A 15,470-nucleotide genomic window follows, 5' to 3' on the forward strand; every position below is an offset into this window, starting at 1 on the left:
CTCGTGGCGGCCTGCTCGATCCGCTGAACGTCTCCACTCGATTCCACGTCTACGAACACGTGGCCCCAGCCGAACTCATCCTCACCAGACCCCCGCAGCAGGCGCCGTCCTCGCAGAAGCTGTGGCTGCGCAGGTTCTGGACCCGTCACCGGATCCCGCTGTCGGCCACCCTCCCGGCCGTCCCCCTCTACGCGCTCTGGTGGGCCTTCCTCGCCACCGGCGGCGGTGATCTGGCCGCCCAGTACGCCTGGGCCGGGTTCGCGGCGCGGCACGGCGACTCGGCCTACAACCTCTTCTGGTACGGCGGCACGCACACCGCCAACTACAGCCTGATCTCCCCCTACTTGATGGCCGCCTTCGGCGTGCGCGCCGTCACGGTCGTCTCCGGCCTCGCCGCCACCTGGCTGGCGGCCGTCCTCATCACCCGTGCGGAAGGCCTCCGAAGACCTCTCGGCCCCGCCCTCCTCGCCTCCCTCGCCCTGTGGTGCAACGTGGCCTCCGGCCGTACCACCTTCGCCCTCGGCGTCGCGTTCGGGCTGGCCGCGTGTCTGATGCTCAACCGTGGCCGACGGATCGTCCTCGCCGCCGCATACGCCGCCCTCGCGACCATGGCCAGCCCGGTGGCCGGACTGTTCCTCGCCGTCGTCGGTGCCGCCTTCCTCCTCACCCGCGACTGGCGCCGCGCCCTCACCCTCCTCCTCCCGCCCGCCGTCACCGTCGGCACGATCGCCCTCCTGTTCCCCTTCAAGGGCGAGCAGCTGATGTTCGCCGGCCGGATCTGGCCGCCCTTCTTCCTGGGCCTGGCGGTCACCTTCCTCGCCCCCCGCAGCTGGCGCGTCGCCCGCTGGAGCGGTGTCGTCTACGCGGCCGGGACGGTCCTGACGTACCTCGTGGCCTCCCCCGTCGGCACCAACGTCGAGCGCTTCGCCGAGCTGTTCGCGCCCGCCGCCCTGCTGGCCGTGCTGCTGGCCCGGCCCCGTCTCACCAAGGTCCGCCGCAACCTGCTCGTCGGCGCCCTGGTCTTCTCCCTCGGCTGGGTCGGCTTCAAGACCGCCGCTGATCTCCGCGTCTCCACGACCGTGCCCGCGTGGGCCGCCGAGACCCAGGGCGTGGTCCGCGCGCTCGACCGCCTCGGCGCCGACCGCACCCGCGTCGAGGTCGTCCCGGCCCGCAACCACCGCGAGGCCAGTGGGCTCGCCCCGCACGTCAACATGGCCCGCGGCTGGAACCGGCAGCTCGACATGGAGCGGGCGCGGCTGTTCTACGACGGGTCCTTCTCGGCCGCCACCTACCGGGCGTGGCTGGACCGCTGGGCCGTCGGGTTCGTCGTGCTGCCGCTGGGCAAGCCCGACGGGTACGCCAAGGAGGAGGCGCGGCTGGTGCGGGACCATCGGCCCGACTGGCTGGAGCCCGTGTGGCAGGACACGCACTGGCGGGTCTATCGCGTGCGCGATGCCGTGCCGCTCGTGTCCGGACCGGCGAGCGTCGTGTCGACGTCCAGCGCCGACGTCGTCGTACGCATGGCACGTCCCGGCTCGGCCACGGTGCGGATCGCCTACTCGCCGTGGCTGCGGGTGGACGGCGGCGGGTGCCTCACCCGGCAGGGCGAGTTCACGCGGCTCACCGTCGACGCCCCCGGCGCGTACCGGCTCAGCTCGGAGTACGGTCCTTCACCGGAGCCGGAGGGTCGCTGCTGACCGGTTCCCCGTGTGTCCGGGCCTTCGCCCGGGCCGTCACCGTCCTGGCGCGCGGCCCCTGGAGCAGGTACGTCATCCCGAAGCCCGCGCCGACGACCAGCGCGCCGCCGACCGCGTCCAGCACCCAGTGGTTGCCGGTGACGACGATCGCGGTGACCGTGAAGAACGGGTGCAGCAGGCCCAGGGCCTTCATCCACCACCTGGGGGCGAGGACGAGGATGACCAGGCCGCACCACAGCGACCAGCCGAAGTGCAGGGACGGCATCGCCGCGTACTGGTTGGTGAGTTCGGTGAGGGTGCCGTAGTCGGGTTTCGAGAAGTCCTGCGGGCCGTGGACCGTGTCGATGACGCCGAGGCCCGGCATCAGACGGGGCGGGGCCAGCGGATACAACCAGAAGCCGATCAGGGCGAACACCGTGGCGAAACCGATCCCGGAGCGGGCCCAGCGGTAGTCGACGGGGCGGCGCCAGTAGAGGACGCCGAGTATGGCGAGCGGGACGCCGAAGTGGAACGACGTGTAGTAGAAGTCGAAGAACTCCCGCAGCCAGTCGATCTTCACCACGGCGTGGTTGACCCAGTACTCGATGTCGATGTGCAGGGCGCGTTCGACGGAGTGGATCTCCTCGCCGTGCTCCTCGGCGGTGACCCGGCCGGCCGAGTTGGAGCCGCCGGCCGCGGCGAGGCGGATCTGGGCGTAGGCGTAGTAGGTGACCCGGATGAGCAGGAGCTCGAAGAGCAGGTTGGGGCGGCTGATCACCCGGCGCAGGAACGGCACCAGCGGGATGCGCCGGAGGCGGGAGGGGACCGGGTCGGCGTACCGGGTCGGGATGGGCGTCTGCCAGTACGGCGACGTGCGCGACAGGAACGGCACCACGGCGGCCGTGGCGAGCGCGGCCAGAAGGACGAGGTCGGCACGGAGGGGATGGAAGATCACCTTGTCCGGCACCATCATCTTCGCGGGCAGCGTCATCACCAGGACGACGGCGACCGGCCACACATAGCGGTCGGAGGCCCGTTTGCCGACCTGGCCGACGACGGCGAGCAACACCCACAGCAGTTGGTGCTGCCAAGCGGTGGGGGACACGACGATCGCCGCACAGCCGGTGATCGCGACGGCGAGGAGGAGCTGTCCGTCGTGGGCGTAGCGCACGGCGCGGCGCACGGCGAGGACGGCGACGGCGGCGCCCAGAAGGAGGAAGAGGGCGATCTCCAGGGGGCCGGTCAGCCCGAGCCGGAGCAGGGCGCCGTGCAGGGACTGGTTGCCGAGGTCGTCGGCGCGTCCGCCGAGGCCGACGCCGGCCAGGTGGTGGACCCAGTAGGTGTACGAGTCATGGGGCATCGCCGCCCAGGCGAGCACCGTGCAGGCGGCGAACGTGGTCCCCGCGCAGGCCGCGGCCCGGCGGCGGCCGGTGAACCACAGCAGCGGGGTGAACAGCAGCAGGGTCGGCTGGAACGCGGCGGCGAGGCCGATGAGCACGCCGCTGGTGCGCACGCCCCGGACGGCGAAGCAGCCGAGCAGGACGAGCAGCACCGGGATGATGCTGGTCTGGCCGAGGTAGAGTGTGTTGCGCACCGGCAGCGACAGCATGAGCAGGCTGATGGCGACCGGCGCGGCGAGCAGGGAGGTCCTTCTGCTCACCGGTTGGGGCAGGGCACGGGCGGCGACCAGGCCGAGGGCGACGACGAGCAGGAGGGTGCCGAAGGTCCAGCCCCAGCCGAGGGCCTGCTCGGCGGCGCGCGTCAGCGGCTTGAGGACGAGCCCGCCGAACGGCGTCCCGGTGAACCGCGTCGAGTCGTAGAGCGAGCCCTCCACGTGCAGGACGCCGTCCGGGCCGACCCAGGTCTCCAGATCCGTCAGCCGTTCCCCGCGCGGGGTACCGAGGACGACGGCCACCTGCCGTACGCCGAGCACCGCGGCGATGAGCCACAGCCCGAGCCGCGCCACGCGCAGGCGTGCCTGGACCGTGCCGACGGCCGTGGCGCCGAGCGCTTCCGCCGGTCGCCCACCGTGCTCCGCATTCGCCACGCCTGGTCGGCCTCCCGCCCCGTCCCGTCCCGCACGTCCCTGGGTGAGGAATCCCTACGAACCCTATGCGGCTCGCAGCATCCAGGGGAGAGACGCAGGCAACCCCCCGTTCACCTGACGTCCGCTCTCCTTTTGTCCGGATGACGATAGTCGGCGGTCGCCTGCCCCGCCTCCGCTGAATCCGCGGCACATCACCCGGCGGACCAGCCCTTTCCACGGCCGCGCACACGTACACGGCATTTCCCCGCACTCTGCTCCACCCGAGGGGCCGCCGAGACGGAACCACCCCTCCGGCCGTACCGTCTGAAGCCTGCCGACGACCGACGGACGGGCGTGGAGGGGCACGGGGGAATGCTGGGCTTCCTGCGATCAGGCTCGCCGCACCTGACTCCGGCGCCCGCCCGCCGCCGCGTCCTCGCCGTTCTCCTCACCCTCCTGGCCCTCCAGGCCGGCAGTCTCGTCGCGCCGGCGTGGGCCTGTGGGTGTGGGGCCATGGTGGCGGGGGGCGCGGGGCGGGTGAGTGTCGGGCGGGAGGAGTCCGTCGTGCGCTGGGACGGGGTGCGGGAGGACGTGGTGATGCGGCTGACCGTCGGCGGGGACGCCGAGCGGGTCGCGTGGATCATGCCGGTGCCGCGGCGGGCGACGGTCCGGCTCGGCGACCCCGAGCTCTTCGAGGAGCTGCACGACGTCACGGCCCCCGTGCACCGCGACCGCCACCACTTCTGGCCCCGGGACGGCGACTGGCCCCTGGTGACCGGCGGCGACACCGCGCGCGGCCCGCGCCCGCCCTGGGTCGGCGGACCTCCCGTCGGTGTCGTCGGCCGCCAGCGGCTCGGCCCCTTCGACGTAGCCCGGCTGACGGCCACCGACCCGGACGCCCTCGACCGCTGGCTGGACAGCAACGGCTTCACCCTGCCGCCCCGTCTGGAGGGGGCACTTCGGCCGTACGTCGACCGGCGCTGGGAGTACGTCGCCGTCAAGCCGGCCCCGCGGAGCCCGGGCGTGCCGCTGACCGGCATCCTGGACCCGCTGCACCTCACCTTCCGCGCCGACGAGCCGGTCTACCCGATGCGCCTGTCCCGCCTCGCCGACACCCCCCAGTCCCTGGGCCTGTACGTCCTGGCCGCGCACCGCATGGAACCGTCCTCCCGGATCGGCGGCGAACGCCCCCGCGTCACCTACGCCGGCCGGGTGGCCGAGAAGTCCGGCCCGCTGGCGGAACTGGCGGCCGGGACACCGTTCCTCACGGCGATCGGCCAGGAGTTCCCGTACCCCGAACGGATCTCCGGCGACCACGTACTGCGCCGGGCGGCGGCCGACGACACCTTCCAGCAGGTGATCCACGAGGACCGGCTGCGCACGGTGGCCGGTGTCCCGGCGTGGCTGCTGACGGTGACCGGCGGGTCCACGCTGGCCGCGGCCACGGCGGTCCTGCTCGCCGTACGCCGGTCCCGGCGGCCCGAGGCGCCTCCGCCTCCGCCTCCGCCTCCGTCGGCGCGGCCCGCACAGCCGTCTGCGCCGATCGGCTGAATCCACCATCCTGGAATTCCCGAAAGGGAAAGGGGCACACGACTATATTCGTTAGCACATCTACTTAGCACTTCTACTTAGCGCTTCTAACTAGCCATACGAAAGGTAAGGCGATGAGCGAGTCGCAGCTCTGGGACGACGTCGACGAGTACTTCTCCGCCCACCTCTCACCCGACGACGACGTCCTCCAAGCGGCCCTGCGGGACAGCGAGGCGGCCGGGCTGCCGTCGATCGCCGTCAGCCGGCCCCAGGGCAAGCTCCTACAGCTCCTCGCCGAGATCCAGGGCGCCCGCACCATCCTGGAGATCGGCACCCTGGGCGGCTACAGCACCATCTGGCTGGCCCGCGCCCTGCCGGCCGACGGCCGGCTGATCTCGCTGGAGTACAGCGCCAAGCACGCCGAGGTCGCCACCCGCAATATCGCGCGCGCCGGCCTGGACAAGATCGTCGAGGTGCGGGTCGGCGCGGCGCTGGACTCGCTGCCCAAGCTGGCCGACGAGAACCCGGCCCCCTTCGACCTGGTCTTCATCGACGCCGACAAGGCGAACAACCCGCACTACGTCGACTGGGCCCTGCGGCTGACGAGCACCGGCAGCCTCATCGTCGTCGACAACGTGGTGCGCGGCGGCCGGGTCGTCGACGCGGAGAGCACCGCGCCGGACGTCCGGGGCACCCGCGAAGCCATCGAACTGATCGGCAAGCACCCGAGGTTGAGCGGCACGGCGATCCAGACGGTGGGCGGCAAGGGCTACGACGGCTTCGCGCTGGCGCGCGTGCTGGCGTAGCCCTGCCGCGGCTCAGCCCTCGTGGTAGAAGCCGACGTTCACGCTGCGGGGTGCGGTGCGGTCCTGCACGACGATCTCACCGCTGCCGCCCCTCGGCAGCGGCACCGTCCCGCCGTAGGCGATCGGCTGGACGTACTCCCCCACCGTCATCCGCACCTCGGAGGACGGGTCGGCCTGCGAGCCGCGCAGCCAGGTCACCTGCCAGCCGCCGTCCGGGCCGCACAGGAACTCCAGGTGGACCCGCGAGACGAACAGCCAGTCGTCCGGCGTCGCGAGCCGGCACACCGACTTGTCCCGGCCCACCCGCAGCACGGCGCCCGCCTCGCTGGGCGCGTCGGCCATGAGCATGCCGGCCGTGGCACCCTCGTCCGCCGCGGACACGGCGGCCATGGTGAGTTCGAGCACGTGCGCTCCTCCTGAAACGTCCTTGTACGGCAGCCGTTTTGGCCACCGAGGCCGCATGATAAATCGCCCGGCACCACCGCGTCCGGCACAATGGAGTCATGACCGAGCGAAAGCCTCCCGGCGTCCCGTTCGAGTCCTGGGTCGACAAGCAGATCCACGACGCGCAGGCGCGCGGCGAGTTCGACAGACTGCCCGGCGCGGGACAGCCGCTGCCGACCGACCTGGAAGCCCCGTACGACGAACTGTGGTGGGTCAGACGCAAGATGGCCCGCGAGGGCCTGTCGGTCCTGCCCCCGGGCCTGGCCCTGCGCAAGGAGGCGGAGGACGCGCTGACGGCGGCCTACGCGGCACCGTCGGAGCGGATCGTCCGGAAGATCATCACGGACGTCAACGCCAAGATCCGCGACATGCTGCTCAAGCCGCCGCCCGGCCCTCCCCTGGGCCGAAGGCCGTACGACGTGGAAGAGGTCGTACGGCAATGGCGGGAGCGCCGGGCGGCGGCGGACGGCTGAGAGTGTCGAACGCGTCAGACGCGTCAGACGCGTCAGACGTGTCGGATGTGTCAGACGTGTAGGAGACGTTCCGCCAGTTCGCGGTAGTCGCGCAGGGCGAGCCGCAGCTGCTCGGTCTCGGTGGACGACCCGGGCTTGTCCTCGGCCACGTCCATGGACTGCCAGGACCCGCGCAGCGTACGGCGGCGCTGGGCCACCGCCTCGGTCAGGCGGCCGGTGAGCTCCTCCAGGACGTGGTCGGCCTCCTCGACGGCGGCCCGGGGGCCGTCGACGAACCCGGAGACCGCGTGCTGGAGCTGCAGCTCGAACTTGTCGGACTCGTCGTGCGGGAAGAGCGGAGCCGCCTCGTGCCCCGTCTCCGTGGTGATGCCGCCCGGCGTGGTGACGCGCGACTCAGTGCCGCCGTGCTCCGTACCGCCGGTGGGCGCGACCGTGGGCCCGCCCGGTGCCGGCTCGTGTTCCATACCCCTGCCGGTCGTCGCGTCGGTCATGTGCCTCAACTCCCCTTCGCATGACGTCCTGTGAACGTCCATGGCAGATGGCCGCGGTGGCCGTCGGTGCGGGCGTGGGTCCGCCCACCGTCGTCCTTGTGGTGGGGCTCCCGGGTGACCCCGCGGTGCTGCCCGACCGGGGCCGTCAGGTCCTCGAACAGGGTCCGGGCCTCGATCATGGCCTCGCGCATCTCCTCCGTACCGGGCCCGCCGCCTTCCTGTCCGCCGCCCACGTGCGCATGGGCGACGCGGTGCACATGCCGGTAGCCGTGCACATGATCCGCGTGGTGCACGGACAGGGCGGCGAGCTGCTCCTCGTACCGCGAACCGTCCGGGAAGCCCCGCGCCTGCGCCAGCTCGGCGAGCAGCCGGTCCGCCTCGTCGACGGCCTGCTTGGGCGACTCGACGAAGCGCTCCTGGGCCGCCGTCCAGCGGGCCTCGAACCGCTCCAGCTCGACCGGCTCCAGCGGCCGCTCCCGCAGCCCGCCATGCCGCTCCACCCGCTGGGCGAGTTCCCGCTCGGCCGCCTTGATGTCCCCGTCGTGCCGGGCCACCACCCGCTCGTATTCGGGCCCGAAGCGCCGCTTCAGACCCCGGCTGCCCCGCGCACCTCGAGCGCGCAGGGCCAGGACGGCCGCGCCGAGCACGACGACGACCGCCGCAATCACGATCAGAACGATCACACCTGTGGACATGTCTGCCGGGTTGCCCCCAGGCCGTTCCTCAAACGGGCCGGGCCCACGACGCATATTCGCTTGCGGACCCGCCGGCTCCCCCACCCAATGGCAATCATGACCTGGACCGTCACCCCGGAACCTCCCAACTCCCCCGTCGCCGCCGCGCTCTGGCGGGCGTACTACACGGAGGTCAGCGACCGCTACTACCTCCTGCACGAGGGCCGCCGCACCGACCCGGACGAGCTGGAGCGCGAGATCGCCGCCCACACCTGGGACGAACTCCGGCCCCCGAAAGGCGCGTTGCTGGTGGCCCGCTACTCCGGCGAACCGGCCGGCTCAGCCGGCGTACATCTCCTGGACGCGGAAACCGCAGAACTCAAGCGGGTCTTCATCCACGAGTCGATGCGCGGCAAGGGCGGCGGCCCGGTCCTGGTACGGGCCGCGGAAGACACGGCCCGGGCCTTCGGCGCCACACGCATGATCCTGGACACCCGCCACGACCTGACGGAGGCACGCGCCCTGTACGCACGCCTCGGTTACGAGGAGACGGCCCCGCACAACAACGACACCTACGCCGAACACTGGTTCACCAAGCCCCTGTAGGCGTCACCCTCACCTGCCCGCACCCGCCGACGGCGGGAAGGGGACGTGCCGGGGGGTGTCCACCCGCAGTGACCGGCGTCAACACGCGGCAACTCCTGGCCCAAGGGTGCCGCCGGTCCGAGGACGGACACCCCCCGGCGCGGCCCCGACCCACAAACCCACCGCAGGCGCTACGCGCACCCCCACCCCACGCGCACAGGCCGCCGCAGGCATCCCCAACCCAATCCGCACAGGCCCCCGCAGGCATCGCACCCGCCCAACCGCCGGAGGCTCACCACACGCCCACCGACCCGCTGTGCGGTGCTCCCGAAAGGCGCTACACGCACCCCCACCCAGCCCCCAAAGGCCGCCGCCGGCCCCCCACCGAACCCGCACAGACCGCCGCAGGCACCCCCACCCCAATCCGCACAGGCCGCCGCAGGCACCCCACCCGCCCAACCGCCGGAGGCTCACCACACGCCCACCGACCCGTTGTGCGGCTGCTCCCGATCCGACCCGCACAACTCCTCGTTCAGTTCCTTCACCAGCTGCACCAGATCGGTAGGCCGATCCGGCCCCCACCAGTCCCCGAGCAGTTCGGCCAGCGACTCCTCCCGAACCCGGGCCAGCCGCTCGGCAACCTCCCGCCCCCTGTCGGCCAGGATGAGATCAAGCCCCTCGCGGACAGCCAGCCTCCGCTCCTCGACCTGCCGAGCGGCCTCCAGGATGACCGGCAGCGGCACGGAACTGCGCTCGGCGAGCACGCCCGGCTCGACCCGCCCGTACTTCTTGATCCGCAGCAGCAGCCAGCTGGCCGCGGGCAGCAGGTCGTACCCGGCCCGCTCGGTGATCTTCCGATAGACCTCGCGCCGCCCCTCCCGCGTACCGAGCACCGACAACGCCCGGCACACCTCGTCGTACGACGACCGCTCGACCGGATTGCTGGCAAGCGTCTCGGTGACGTCGGGTGCGGTGACAGAGCCCCGCAGCTTGTCCTCGTGCAGGAACCAGGCCAGCACGAACCCGAGCAGCGCGACCGGAGCGGCGTACAGGAACACGTCCGTGATCGAGGACGCGTACGCCTGCAGCGCGCCCGGCCGCAGGTCGACCGGCAACGCGGCGATGCCCCGCGGGTCCGCCTCCAGCCCCTCCAGCGAGACACCGGGCGGCAGCCGAGCCCCCCGGAAGGCTTCCACGAGCTTGTCGTCGAGGCGGGTGGCGAAGATCGTGCCGAAGATCGCGACGCCGAACGAGGCCCCGATGGACCGGAAGAAGGTCGCACCGGAGGTGGCGACGCCGAGATCCTCGTACGAGACGGCGTTCTGCACGATCAGCACGAGCACCTGCATGACCAGCCCGAGCCCCAGTCCGAAGACGAAGAAGAAGACACTCATCTCCCAGGTCGAGCTGTCCACGTCCAGCTGGTGCAGCAACAGCAGACCGAGGGTCGTCACACCGGTCCCGGCGATGGGGAACACCTTCCAGCGCCCGGTACGACTGACGATCTGCCCGGACCCGGTGGACGACAGCAGCATGCCGGCCACCATCGGCAACATGTGCACACCGGACATCGTCGGGCTGACACCCTGAACGACCTGGAGAAACGTCGGCAGATAGGTCATCGCGCCGAACATGGCGAACCCGACGACGAAGCTGATGACCGCGGACAGCGCGAAGGTCCGCACGCGGAACAGCTTGAGCGGCAGCACGGGCTCCGCGGCCCGCCGCTCCACGGCGACGAACGCGACGGCGAGCACCGCGCCGAGCACGGCGAGCCCGAGAATCTGCGCCGACCCCCAGCTCCACGTCGTCCCCCCGAGGGATGCCACCAGCACCAGACAGGTGGCGACGGACGCGATGAGGAACGTACCGAGATAGTCGATGACATGCCGCGTCGCCTTGCGCGGAATGCGCAGCACGGCGGCGATGACGGCGAGGGCGACGACGCCGACGGGCAGATTGATGTAGAACACCCACCGCCAGCTCAGATGCTCCGTGAACACGCCACCGAGCAGCGGCCCGAGCACGCTGGTCGCTCCGAAGACGGCTCCGAACAGCCCCTGGTACCTCCCGCGTTCACGCGGGGAGACGATGTCACCGACGATCGCCATCGACAGCACCATGACCCCGCCGCCACCGAGCCCCTGAACGGCCCGGAAGGCGATGAGCTGCCCCATGTCCTGCGCCATGCCGCACAGCGCGGAGCCGACGAGGAAGATCACGATCGCGATCTGGAAGAGCCGCTTGCGGCCGTACTGGTCACCGAGCTTGCCCCACAGCGGAGTCGCCGCGGTGGACGCCAGCAAGTACGCGGTCACGACCCACGACAGATGCTCCAGGCCGCCGAGGTCGCTGACGATGGTGGGCAGGGCGGTCGACACGATGGTCTGGTCGAGGGCGGCGAGCAGCATCCCGAGAAGCAGCGCGCCGATGGAGACGAGGACGTTGCCGGGCACGTTCTCGTGTGCCTCGGCTCCCCGCTCCGGGGGGTGCGCGTCACGCACATCTCCCGTCCTGCCGTGCGCGTCCCCGGCCATGCGGACCTCCCGAGAGTGTCGTTACCGCTTCCATCGTGATCGGTGTGGCCCGTTATGGCCTGTCGAGTCCTTTTGGAAGCGGTTATTCCGGGGGCTTCCGGAGGGCGTTGTGAGGAAGGTCTGCATAATCTGGGGAGTTCGCGAGGGGGAGGGACGAACGCGTGACTGAGCCGAGGGGAACAGAGGGAGCGAAGGGCCCGGAAGGCCCGGACAGCCCGACCGGCCGCCTCTGCCCGGAGTGCGGGGCGCCGAGGGCGGCCGACAACACCCCGTCGTGCGACTGCGCCGAGCGCGTGGCCGAGGCCCTGCGAGACGCCCGTACGGCGGAGGCGGCCGCGGCGGAGGACTTCGACCCCCTGCGGATACGCCCATACGTGGAGTTGGCGGGCGACGGCGCGACGATGCCGTTGCGGGCGGTGCCCCCGGCCGGCCCGAGGCCGGCACCGCCGCCCGCCGGCGAACCGACCTCGACGCTCGCCACCCCGTCGGCATCCCCGTCGGCGACACCGGGCACACGGGACCTGAACGACCTCTCGGACCGGGCCCGACGCCGCCGCCGCACGGTCCTGCTGGGGGTGGGCGGGGCAATCGTGACCGTCCTGGCGGCGGCCGGCCTGGCGAGCGGCCTGCTCACCTACGAGACACCGTCCCGGGACACGGCACTGCCCGACGACATACGGGCGAGCATCCCGGTCCCGTCGACCGGCGAGGCCTCCGAGGAGCCCTCGCCGAGCGGGCCTTCGGCACGGCCGACACAGGCGCCCGCGGCCCCGTCCCCCACGCGGAGCGCGTCGCCCACACCCTCTCCGTCGAGGTCGAGCGCGTCCCCGGCTCCGTCGCCCTCGGCCGAACCGACCAAGGCCCCCGCATCCGCCGGAGCCGAAGCCTCCGGCGCCCTGGAGGAGTCCATCGCCGGCCGGGAGACCACGCCGCCGACCCTCCGCCGCGGCGACCGCGGGCCCGAGGTCACGGAGCTCGAACTGCGCCTGACCCAGCTCGGCCTGTACACCAGGGAGGCCCAGGGCAGTTACAACGAGGGCGTGGAGGACGCGGTCAGCAGGTATCAGTGGGCTCGGGGAATCCAGCCGGAGGAGTACGGGGTGTACGACCTGGCCACGCGGGAGAGGCTGGAGTCGGAAACGACCGAACCGTGACGCTGCGCCGGCTGGGCGGGGGGTTCGCCCAGAAGCTCGGGGCTTGAGGTCCGACGGCGACTGCGGGTCGTGTGTGGTTCCTCGCGCAGTTCCCCGCGCCCCTGGGTCAGCCCCAGCACCGTCGGCACCCCAGAGCTCGGGACTTAGGGTTCGACGGCGGCTGCGGGTCGGGGGTGGTTCCTCGCGCAGTTCCCCGCGCCCCTGGGTCGGCCCCAGCACCGTCGGCTCGCGTAGCCTGCGGGCAGTCGTGCCGCTGGGGCGGCACGGGTGGGCGCAGGCGGCGCCCCGCCAGCGCGGGTGAGCGTCCCCACCCATGCGCCGGCACTCGCCGACGTGTACCCGCTTCGCCGCAGAGCCCGGGGCTTGGGGTTCGACGGCGACTGCGGGTCGTGTGTGGTTCCTCGCGCAGTTCCCCGCGCCCCTGGGTCGGCCCCAGCACCGTCGGCACCCCAGAGCTCGGAGCTTTGAGTCAGACGGCGACTGCGGGTCGTGTGTGGCTGCTCGCGCAGTTTCCCGCGCCCCTGGGTCGGCCCCAGCACCGTCGGCGCTACGGCACGTACACCCGCATCGCCCCGCCCCCCACAGCCTCGACCCGCACCCCCCGCAGATCCCGGACCAGCGCATCCGGCCCGTGCGCCCCGGCTCGCTCCCCGACGCCCACCACCCGCATCCCGGCCGCCCGCCCGGCCGCGATGCCGGCCGCGGAGTCCTCGAACACCACGCACTCCGCCGGCGCGACCCCCAACTCGGCCGCCCCCTTCACGAACCCCTCGGGATCAGGCTTGCTGGCGCCCACGGACTCCGCCGTGATCCGTATCTCCGGCAGCTCCAGCCCGGCGGCAGCCATCCGCGCCGTCGACAGCGCGACATCGGCCGACGTCACCAGCGCATGCGGCAACCCCCGCAGGGACGCCAGAAACTCCGGCGCCCCCGGAACCGGCACCACACCGTCCATGTCCGCCGTCTCCTCGGCGAGCATGCGGGCGTTGTCCGCGTGGTTCTGCTCCATCGGCCGGTCGGGCAGCAGCAGCGCCATCGACGCGTGGCCCTGCCGTCCGTGCACGACCTTCATCACCTCGTCCGCGTCCAGCCCGTGCCGCTCGGCCCAGCGCCGCCAGATCCGCTCGACGACGGCGTCGGAGTTGACGAGCGTGCCATCCATGTCGAGCAGGAGGGCACGGGCGGTGAGGACGGTGGGCGCGGTGGGCACGGTGGTGGCCGGCATCGGCAGCTCCAGGCGAGAGGCACGGGGGTGAAGAGGTGGCCCCCGGGAGGACAAGGTGGTCCCGCCCGCCGGTCAGGGAAAACGGGCGGGAACCACTTTGTTCCTACACGGTACAAAACCGATCCGGATCCCGCCACCACCTCCGGCAACCGTTCACCGACAGTTCAGCTCACCCGACGATCGCCTCCCACAGGCTCCAGACCCCGAGACCCAGCATCACCAGCGCCGCCACCTTGGTGATCAGCTGCAACGGCACCCGCCGCATCAGCGCCTTCCCGCCGACGATCCCGATCCCCGCCACGGCCCACAGCGCCAGCACCGCCCCGAGACCGACCGACAGCGGGTCGTCGTAACGCGCCGCGAGATTCGCCGTCATGATCTGGGTCAGATCCCCGAACTCGGCGACCAGGATGAGCATGAACCCGGCCCCGGACACCTTCCAGAAGGACTGGTTCTCCGGCTTGCGGATCTCCTCCTCGTCCTCGTCCTTTTTCATGAGCAGCACCGCGGCCCCACCCAGGAAGAGCACACCCGTCAGCGCCTGCACGATCTGCTGGGGCAACAGCGTCAGCACGCTGCCGGCGGCCACGGCCAGCGCGACATGCAGCGCGAACGCGGCGGCGACGCCGGCGAAGACGTACGAGGCGCGATAGCGGGTGCCGAGGACGAGGCCGGCGAGCGCGGTCTTGTCGGGAAGTTCGGCCAGGAAGACGACGCCGAAGACGACCGCCGTCACGGTGAAGCTGATCAAGGTTCCTCAATCGGTCGGGGCTGCCCCGCCGAGAGTGCTGTACATCACATCAAGACACCTCGGCACGGCAGCACACGGTCAGTGCACTGCTTGCCGAAGGTCTCGCTGGCCGGTCCACGAGGAACCTGCCTCCGGGCGCCGGCTCAGACGAGCTGAGCAGTATGTCGACGGTCCGGCGAAGAGCTACTCCCCTTCTGCGCCGCCCATCGTACGCGACGCCGCCGACCGACCCACAGGCAGAAAGTCCCCCCTCGACCTTGTCGTGTCATGCACGCGTCATTAACTTCTTACCGAACGCACACCTCCCCGCAACACGGCATGGCGAGCATTCCAACGCCCGCACGCCAACGCCCCCACCTCCCAAGGGAGTTCGCATGTCGAAGTTCTACGCGCGTCGACGCGTCAGCATACTCGCGGCGCTGACCGGCGTCATAGCCTCCGTCGGACTTTTCAACGGCCCGACCGCCTCCGCCGCCCTCCCGACGCCCGTCAGCGCCGCCACCGCCCGGACCTACCTCGCCTCGCTCACCGTGGCCACCGAGGACCGCACCGGCTACAGCCGCGACCTCTTCCCGCACTGGATCACCCAGTCCGGCACCTGCAACACCCGCGAGGTCGTCCTCAAGCGCGACGGCACGAACGTCGTCCAGGACTCCTCCTGCGCCGCCACCAGCGGCAGCTGGTACTCCCCGTACGACGGCGCCACCTGGACCGCCGCCTCCGACGTCGACATCGACCACCTGGTCCCGCTGGCCGAGGCCTGGGACTCCGGCGCCGGCAGCTGGACCACCTCCCGGCGCCAGGCCTTCGCCAACGACCTGACCCGCCCGCAGCTGATCGCCGTCACGGACAACGTCAACCAGGCCAAGGGCGACCAGGACCCGGCCACCTGGATGCCGTCGCGGACCGCCTACCGGTGCACGTACGTCCGCGCCTGGGTGCAGGTGAAGTACTACTACGACCTCTCGGTCGACTCGGCGGAGAAGTCCGCCCTCACGAACCACCTCGCGAGCTGCTGAACCGACCGCTGACCGAGTTCGGCAAACCGTGACCTGCGGAACCTCCCCGCCGGCCTCCGTCGTTCCGTACCGTACGGGG

General features: G+C 71.7%; 14 protein-coding genes. 7 read left to right on the top strand and 7 right to left on the bottom strand.

What is annotated here, in order from left to right; all coding sequences use genetic code 11:
• Positions 1-59: 59 nt before the first annotated feature.
• Entirely contained in the window at positions 60-1,697 is a 1,638-nt protein-coding gene (locus AQI70_RS03295) for a hypothetical protein (protein ID WP_062143788.1), read from the top strand.
• On the opposite strand, the gene AQI70_RS03300 is transcribed toward AQI70_RS03295, so the two are convergent.
• Entirely contained in the window at positions 1,651-3,723 is a 2,073-nt protein-coding gene (locus tag AQI70_RS03300; RefSeq protein ID WP_062143791.1) for a bifunctional glycosyltransferase 87/phosphatase PAP2 family protein, read from the bottom strand. The two genes, AQI70_RS03295 and AQI70_RS03300, sit on opposite strands and share 47 nt — an antisense overlap.
• Positions 3,724-4,074: 351 nt before the next feature.
• Here AQI70_RS03300 and AQI70_RS03305 point away from each other — a divergent pair, with 351 nt between their 5' ends.
• Positions 4,075-5,253, top strand: a complete 1,179-nt coding sequence (locus tag AQI70_RS03305; RefSeq protein WP_062143793.1) for a DUF2330 domain-containing protein — start codon at positions 4,075-4,077, stop codon at positions 5,251-5,253.
• 113 nt (positions 5,254-5,366) lie between these two features.
• Positions 5,367-6,038 carry an O-methyltransferase gene (locus AQI70_RS03310; protein WP_004001616.1) on the top strand — a complete coding sequence of 224 codons (672 nt, stop codon included), beginning with the start codon at positions 5,367-5,369 and terminating at the stop codon, positions 6,036-6,038.
• A 12-nt stretch (positions 6,039-6,050) separates the two neighbouring features.
• Here the strand turns inward: AQI70_RS03310 and AQI70_RS03315 are convergent, their stop codons facing one another.
• Positions 6,051-6,443 carry an FHA domain-containing protein gene (locus AQI70_RS03315; protein WP_062143797.1) on the bottom strand — a complete coding sequence of 131 codons (393 nt, stop codon included), beginning with the start codon at positions 6,441-6,443 and terminating at the stop codon, positions 6,051-6,053.
• Positions 6,444-6,541: 98 nt separating this feature from the next.
• Between AQI70_RS03315 and AQI70_RS03320 the strand changes: the two genes are divergently transcribed.
• Entirely contained in the window at positions 6,542-6,955 is a 414-nt protein-coding gene (locus tag AQI70_RS03320) for a DnaJ family domain-containing protein (RefSeq protein WP_004001614.1), read from the top strand.
• Between the two features lie 50 nt (positions 6,956-7,005).
• On the opposite strand, the gene AQI70_RS03325 is transcribed toward AQI70_RS03320, so the two are convergent.
• Entirely contained in the window at positions 7,006-7,446 is a 441-nt protein-coding gene (locus AQI70_RS03325) for a hypothetical protein (protein WP_374195848.1), read from the bottom strand.
• A gap of 5 nt (positions 7,447-7,451) precedes the next feature.
• On the bottom strand, positions 7,452-8,141 hold the full coding sequence (locus tag AQI70_RS03330) for a hypothetical protein (RefSeq protein ID WP_062143804.1): 690 nt from the start codon (positions 8,139-8,141) through the stop codon (positions 7,452-7,454).
• Between the two features lie 96 nt (positions 8,142-8,237).
• Between AQI70_RS03330 and AQI70_RS03335 the strand changes: the two genes are divergently transcribed.
• Positions 8,238-8,726, top strand: coding sequence for a GNAT family N-acetyltransferase (locus tag AQI70_RS03335; protein ID WP_062143807.1), 489 nt, complete (start codon positions 8,238-8,240; stop codon positions 8,724-8,726).
• A 449-nt stretch (positions 8,727-9,175) separates the two neighbouring features.
• Here AQI70_RS03335 and AQI70_RS03340 read toward each other — a convergent pair whose 3' ends face one another.
• Positions 9,176-11,242 carry an MDR family MFS transporter gene (locus tag AQI70_RS03340; protein ID WP_062143810.1) on the bottom strand — a complete coding sequence of 689 codons (2,067 nt, stop codon included), beginning with the start codon at positions 11,240-11,242 and terminating at the stop codon, positions 9,176-9,178.
• A gap of 161 nt (positions 11,243-11,403) precedes the next feature.
• Here AQI70_RS03340 and AQI70_RS03345 point away from each other — a divergent pair, with 161 nt between their 5' ends.
• A complete protein-coding gene (locus tag AQI70_RS03345) occupies positions 11,404-12,396 on the top strand; it encodes a peptidoglycan-binding domain-containing protein (protein ID WP_063801544.1) in 993 nt (330 codons plus the stop codon).
• A 547-nt stretch (positions 12,397-12,943) separates the two neighbouring features.
• Here AQI70_RS03345 and AQI70_RS03350 read toward each other — a convergent pair.
• Both AQI70_RS03350 and AQI70_RS03355 read right to left on the bottom strand, forming a co-directional pair.
• The gene (locus AQI70_RS03350; RefSeq protein WP_062143816.1) at positions 12,944-13,621 is read right to left on the bottom strand and encodes an HAD-IA family hydrolase; all 678 of its coding nucleotides are present in this window, start codon (positions 13,619-13,621) and stop codon (positions 12,944-12,946) included.
• 169 nt (positions 13,622-13,790) lie between these two features.
• Positions 13,791-14,372 (bottom strand): TMEM165/GDT1 family protein, encoded by a 582-nt coding sequence (locus AQI70_RS03355; protein ID WP_004001607.1) that lies wholly within the window; start codon positions 14,370-14,372, stop codon positions 13,791-13,793.
• 374 nt (positions 14,373-14,746) lie between these two features.
• Here AQI70_RS03355 and AQI70_RS03360 point away from each other — a divergent pair, with 374 nt between their 5' ends.
• Complete coding sequence (locus AQI70_RS03360; protein ID WP_062143819.1) at positions 14,747-15,391, top strand: HNH endonuclease family protein; 645 nt, start codon at positions 14,747-14,749, stop codon at positions 15,389-15,391.
• The last annotated feature ends 79 nt before the right edge of the window (positions 15,392-15,470 follow it).

The sequence above is a fragment of the Streptomyces curacoi genome (assembly GCF_001513975.1).
In the GTDB taxonomy this organism is placed as follows: domain Bacteria; phylum Actinomycetota; class Actinomycetes; order Streptomycetales; family Streptomycetaceae; genus Streptomyces; species Streptomyces curacoi.

Bases quoted from the DNA above. Each gene is read 5' to 3' on its own strand.
- AQI70_RS03350 (WP_062143816.1), bottom strand. From the start codon at position 13,621: ATGCCGGCCACCACCGTGCCCACCGCGCCCACCGTCCTCACCGCCCGT.
- AQI70_RS03325 (WP_374195848.1), bottom strand. From the start codon at position 7,446: ATGACCGACGCGACGACCGGCAGGGGTATGGAACACGAGCCGGCACCG.
- AQI70_RS03360 (WP_062143819.1), top strand. From the start codon at position 14,747: ATGTCGAAGTTCTACGCGCGTCGACGCGTCAGCATACTCGCGGCGCTG.
- AQI70_RS03335 (WP_062143807.1), top strand. From the start codon at position 8,238: ATGACCTGGACCGTCACCCCGGAACCTCCCAACTCCCCCGTCGCCGCC.
- AQI70_RS03330 (WP_062143804.1), bottom strand. From the start codon at position 8,141: ATGTCCACAGGTGTGATCGTTCTGATCGTGATTGCGGCGGTCGTCGTC.
- AQI70_RS03305 (WP_062143793.1), top strand. From the start codon at position 4,075: ATGCTGGGCTTCCTGCGATCAGGCTCGCCGCACCTGACTCCGGCGCCC.
- AQI70_RS03320 (WP_004001614.1), top strand. From the start codon at position 6,542: ATGACCGAGCGAAAGCCTCCCGGCGTCCCGTTCGAGTCCTGGGTCGAC.
- AQI70_RS03340 (WP_062143810.1), bottom strand. From the start codon at position 11,242: ATGGCCGGGGACGCGCACGGCAGGACGGGAGATGTGCGTGACGCGCAC.
- AQI70_RS03310 (WP_004001616.1), top strand. From the start codon at position 5,367: ATGAGCGAGTCGCAGCTCTGGGACGACGTCGACGAGTACTTCTCCGCC.